At 36.5% G+C, this 5,565-nt stretch carries 5 protein-coding genes; all 5 read right to left on the bottom strand.

Annotated elements, in window-relative coordinates; translation table 11 throughout:
* Nucleotides 1-99 precede the first annotated feature (99 nt).
* On the bottom strand, nucleotides 100-1,266 hold the full coding sequence (locus tag RT405_RS12900) for a glycosyltransferase (RefSeq protein WP_313470213.1): 1,167 nt from the start codon (nucleotides 1,264-1,266) through the stop codon (nucleotides 100-102).
* Between the two features lie 6 nt (nucleotides 1,267-1,272).
* Nucleotides 1,273-2,508, bottom strand: a complete 1,236-nt coding sequence (locus tag RT405_RS12895) for a hypothetical protein (RefSeq protein ID WP_313470210.1) — start codon at nucleotides 2,506-2,508, stop codon at nucleotides 1,273-1,275.
* Between the two features lie 44 nt (nucleotides 2,509-2,552).
* On the bottom strand, nucleotides 2,553-3,749 hold the full coding sequence (locus RT405_RS12890) for a glycosyltransferase family 4 protein (protein WP_313470208.1): 1,197 nt from the start codon (nucleotides 3,747-3,749) through the stop codon (nucleotides 2,553-2,555).
* 18 nt (nucleotides 3,750-3,767) lie between these two features.
* Nucleotides 3,768-4,934 (bottom strand): aminotransferase class I/II-fold pyridoxal phosphate-dependent enzyme, encoded by a 1,167-nt coding sequence (locus RT405_RS12885; RefSeq protein WP_313470206.1) that lies wholly within the window; start codon nucleotides 4,932-4,934, stop codon nucleotides 3,768-3,770.
* A gap of 51 nt (nucleotides 4,935-4,985) precedes the next feature.
* On the bottom strand, nucleotides 4,986-5,565 hold a 580-nt coding region (locus tag RT405_RS12880), incomplete at its 5' end, for a sugar transferase (protein WP_313470205.1).

Raw genomic sequence — 5,565 nt, 5'->3', positions numbered from 1 at the left:
ATTAATTTAATTAACGATTGTTCAGTCCCGGCATTAGTTAAACTTCTAATGACAAAAACAACTTTTTTCATTAAGTACTCACTCCTTTTAGAAGTTAGTTTAGAGGGCATAAAATTTTTCAATCTCAGTTGAAGTATCAATTGTTTTTTTCAAATAGTGTTCACTGATGCTTGTCCGTAATTTTTTGTCATCTAATAACCTTTTAACATTCTCATAAAGAGACTGACTAGTAATATCAGCAATTAAGCCATCTGACCCGTGAGCATGGATAAATTCTTTAGCTGTTAAAAAATTAGTCGCAACAATTGGTTTTCCAAAAGCCATTGCTTCGACCATGGACATGCAGTACCCTTCTTGTTTTGAAGGCTGAACATAAATATCACAGTCTCGATAATAAGGGAAGGGGTTCTTCATGCCGCCCATCAAGGTTAAATAAGCTGATAATTCTCGATTTTTGATTTCTTTTTCTAATTTTACTTTGACTCCATCATCGTCTCCAATAAGATACCAGTGAAAGTTATAGCCTTCTTCTTTTAATCTGGAAATAACTTCTGGAATCAAATCATGCCCTTTTTCCTCACCCAAACGGGCGACTGTTAAAATTTTCATTCCTGGATGATCATAATGACTTTGCTTATTTTCTGCTTTTGCATAGAAATCATTTTTACTATAAATGGAATAAAAAACGCTTGTCTTCTCTGTTAATTCAGGATACAATTCATCAAATTTTTCTTTTGCTCCTTTGGAAACACAAAAGATTTGATCAAAATGTGTAAACACTGTTCCGCCAGTTCGTTTTTCAGCCTGAACTAGTTTTGAATAATCCTCATGCACCCACATAATTTTCTTTTTAGCTTTGATTTTTTGAATGACGTAAGAAGAGGTAGCACGCAATCCCCCATCATACGCTACTGCTATATCATACTCTTCATCTTCCATCGGATAAGATTTCAAATAGTAATTATTTAAGGGAATCATATCCTTTGAAACAAGATAAAATCCGATTCTCCAACTAGCCTGTAACAATGATACCCATTGTTTTCTTTTATAAGCTTCTTTCAGATAAATCCTAGTATCAATTCCTTTTCCTGTATCTGTTAGGTACTTGACTTTAATCGGCTTTTTAATTAATGGCAGTAAAGGAGCAAAATTTTTAGATAACAGTAGAGTGATTTCGTACTGTTCAAGATGATTGATCAAATTGACCAATGAATGCTCGATTCCACCGTTGGTCAATGACTTGACCACAAAGACAGCTTTTTTCAAATCTCTTCACTCCTTTTCTGTACTTTTTGTTTCTTTTTTATCGTTAGTAATAGCTAATCGAACTGTTTTTTCTTTATCACTTTGAACTTTGCTGTAAACTGTAGCGAAAACAATCAGAATCAAAACCCAGCCGATCATTCTCAATCTAGCAGCCGTCCCCACGTTATCATTTGAAAGTCCAATCATTCCAAACCAAACAAAAGCATGTAATAAAATATAACGATGGATTGCTGTCAGCAAAGCTCTTTTTATCCATAAGTACCGCAGAATCAGTACCATTGGTCCAGTCTCGATAACAAACAAGAACAGTGTACTGAATCCGTTGATGTGCCATGGGAGAGGCCCAATTGAATTACCTAAATAACTGTGGAAATAATTGACAAAAAAAGCACCAAAGAAATATTGTTTTAGATTGATAAACATTTGGCTTCCGCCGGAAAAGTTTGTTAATGCACTGTTTCGATAATCCAAGGCATCTCCTAACGACATTTTTAAGTAAGGGATTTGGTAATTGATTAAAAAGGTATAATAAAAAATGAATAGGGCAAGAAAAATGCCAATAATTAGAAACGGTCTTTTAACTTGTTTGATTTTTTTGTATAAATAATAAAGAATAACCGTGATGAGAAACGAACCAGCTGCATAAAACCTTAATTCACCCAGCATCCATAAACTAGGAATCAACAAAATCAAAGCCGCATAGCCTTCTTTAGGTACGAAGATAATAATGACACTTAAAAGCACCGAAGCTGCATAAAAGAACATGATCCAGATGTCACGATAAATTGAAAAGGTGGCATACATCATCAAATTGATATAACACATATAGGATAAAATAAGCACCGTTTTCGAGTTGGCGCGTTCAGTGGTCATGTCGCCAGCTTTCTGACTGCTACTCAATTTGAAAATAAGATCAATCAGCCAGACACTAATAAAAACAAAACCAACAAATCCTATATAATTGAACAACCGGATAATGTAAACATCTTCTATTCCGGTCACCTTAACCACGTATCCAATAATCAAAGGATAAATCGAAGTGAGGATAGCAGTTTCTCCTGAAACAATATTTTTAACCTGTTCCCAATAGAAGAATCCATCATCTTTTCCTCCAAGAAATTGTATGGCAACTCCTTCGTTTCCTTCTTTAAGCGCTATTGTATAAACAAAATAACTCATTAGAAAATACATTAAAAATAAAATTTGCTGCATGGTCAAATAAAGAAGTTTGCTTTTCCTCACTTGTTTCACCTCCGGGTCAGTCTCTTTCTTTGGCTGATATGCTCTTACTCAACTTTTATTTGTTCTTTGTTCATCAAAAGCTCTGTTTTCGGTGCAGTGGTATAACTCATTTCCAGATAAATATGTTCCATCAGATTATTTACATTTTTGATATCAAACCGTTTGGCAGCTTCGCTGTTCTTTTTGCCGATTGTGTGTCTTAAATCAGAATCTCCACCTAACTTATCCATTGCTTTTGCAAACCCTTCAACATCAAAAGGATCTAAACAAAAGCCGGTTTCTTCATTACGCGTATAATCTCTAATACCGTTGACATAGGATGAAATCAATGGCAACCCGCTTGCCATTCCTTCAATTGCTGCTATCCCCAGTCCTTCTCTTTGAGAAGGGAAAACATAAATATCTGAAGACTTACATAATTGAGCAATGTCTTTTCTAAATCCTAATAGCAAAACACGATCTTCAATTCCCAATTCTTTTGACAAATGTTTCAAATGAGCTTCTAGTTTTCCTTGACCGCAAATAATATAATAAAGTTTTTTATTTTCTGCCTTAGCCAATGCCCGAATAGCCGTTTCATGATTTTTTCTGCTAGTAACTTCTCCAACTGAAAACATCAATATGGCATCTTCCGGTATTCCTATCTCTGAACGCACTTGCTTTTTATCTACGATCACGTCGCGAAAAGCGCTAGTATTCAATCCAACTCCTGGAATATATTGAATATTTTTCATTTTAAAGTCCTGATTAGCTCGGTTAAAATCCTCTTGGTTGATCGTTACTAGTACATCTGTGTATTTGGATAACACTCTTTCTATTGGATAAAACAACCAATTCTTCATTGGAGCGCCGTCAAAAAAATGAAAACCATGCGCTGTATAAATTACCGGGACCCCCATCTTCCTTGCTGCTATTCTTGTTAAAGCTCCTGTTATAGGAGTGTGACAATGAATAAAAGAAAAATGATGGGTTAGCAATAATTTTCTGATTTGCCTGAATGAATGAATATGAGAAGTTAAATCTCCTGCTCCTCGCTTACAATCAACTTGGTGATAAATAACGCCTAATTGCGCTAATTCTTGTTTAAACTCATTCACATTTTCTTTAGAAGTAGGACTGCCTTGTTCAAAATTTGCAGCTACATGAACTTCATACCCTTGTTTGAGCAATAAACGGATATTCGGCATATTAAATTGATAAATCATGGATGAAACAGAAGCTAACATGAGAACTTTTTCCATTGCGATCCGCTCCTTTAGCTAAATAATTTGCTTGATCAAAAGAGGCTGTTTTATGACCTGTTTTAATTGATGAATAACGAAATCTTGCTCTTCAACGGTCATATTCGAACCTGAAGGAAGACACAATCCCCGGATAAATAAAGTTTCAGAAACGGCTTGTTCCTGCTCATGGTGTTTATAGAATCTCGAATTTTCGAACACAGGTTGTAAATGCAGCGGTTTCCATAAAACACGCGTTTCAATATTTTCTTTATTCAACAGGTCCATTACTTCGTAAGGTGTAATCGGCATGATTCTTGGATCAAATGTTAAAGCAGTCAGCCACCGATTTGATTTAGTGCCGGTTAATTCCGGCATGAACTGAAGCCCTTCAATAGAAGAAAGTTCTTCAACATACCGTTCATATACTTGTCTTCTTTGAAAAACGCGTTCATCTAAAACTTCCAACTGGGCTCGGCCGATACCGGCACTCACATTGCTCATCCGGTAATTGTATCCTGTTACAGAATGCTGATAATGCGGCGCTGTATCTCGGGCTTGGGTTGCTAAAAAAACAGCTTTTTCCACTAATTCTTCATCTTCTGAAACCAATGCACCTCCACCGGATGTGGTAATGATCTTGTTCCCATTAAAGGAATAAATACCAATTTTCCCGAATGTCCCGCTTTTCTTCCCTTTGTAGTCAGAACCCAATGATTCAGCAGCATCTTCTACAATAGGGACTCCATATTGATCAGCAACTTCAAGTAATTCAGCCATTTTAGCTGATTGACCATAAAGGTGGACCACGACAATTACTTTAGGTAACTGCCCCATTTTCTTTGCATCTGAAAGGGCTCGTTCAAGAGCTTGAGGAGACATATTCCAAGTTTCTGGTTCAGAATCAATAAAGGTTACATGCGCTCCCAAATAAATTGCCGGATTTGCACTAGCAACAAAAGTAAAAGAAGAACAGAATACGCTATCGCCTTTTCCTACGCCTAAAATGCTTAAAGCTAAATGAATAGCTGCAGTACCTGAATTTGTTAACGCTGCACCTTTCGTATTCACGTAAGCTGCCAATTCTTTTTCAAAAGCTGAGACATTTGGACCTAACGGAGCAACCCAATTTGTCTCAAAAGCTTCGTTAACATACATTTGTTCCTTGCCTGACATATGGGGAGAAGATAATAAAATCCGGTTCATTCCTCATCACTTCTTTCTTAGATTAATTTCAAAAGCAGTTTATGACCTTTTTTACTCTGGCTCTCCTTTAAAGAACGGCATCGTGTCCACTCTAGAATGATCCACATCTTTTCGTCTCAGCACTTGGTAAATAGTTAGAAACAAAATTTTTAAATCTAATACAAAACTGATGTGATCAACATAATAAATATCCAGTTTAAATTTTTCATCCCAGCTGATCGCGTTTCTGCCGTTTACTTGCGCCCAACCAGAAATACCAGAAGTCACTTCATGTCTTCTCTGCTGATTTTGGTCATATAAGGTAAGATATTGGGGCAGCAAGGGCCGAGGTCCAATAAAGCTCATTTCCCCCATTAAAATATTAAATAATTGAGGAAGTTCATCGATACTGGTCTTTCTTAAAAATGCTCCAACTTTTGTGATCCGCTGCCTATCGGTCAGCTCTTGTCCAGCATCTAGTGTTTGGATACGCATCGTCCGAAATTTAATCACTTTAAAGACTCGGTTGTATTTGCCTAAACGTGTTTGTTGAAATAAGATGGGGCCTTCTGATTCGTACTTAATCAGTAAGGCGCAGGCAATCATGACTGGAGCTGCAATCAAGATGAGCACGAGCGCAAATGCTACATCT

Origin of the sequence: Carnobacterium sp., from assembly GCF_032094055.1 — a bacterium.
Taxonomy (GTDB): domain Bacteria; phylum Bacillota; class Bacilli; order Lactobacillales; family Carnobacteriaceae; genus Carnobacterium_A.
This window is presented reverse-complemented; position numbering and strand designations above follow the sequence as displayed.

Excerpts from the sequence above, each read along its gene's own strand:
- RT405_RS12890 (WP_313470208.1), bottom strand. The coding sequence starts at position 3,749 with ATGGAAAAAGTTCTCATGTTAGCTTCTGTTTCATCCATGATTTATCAA.
- RT405_RS12885 (WP_313470206.1), bottom strand. The coding sequence starts at position 4,934 with ATGAACCGGATTTTATTATCTTCTCCCCATATGTCAGGCAAGGAACAA.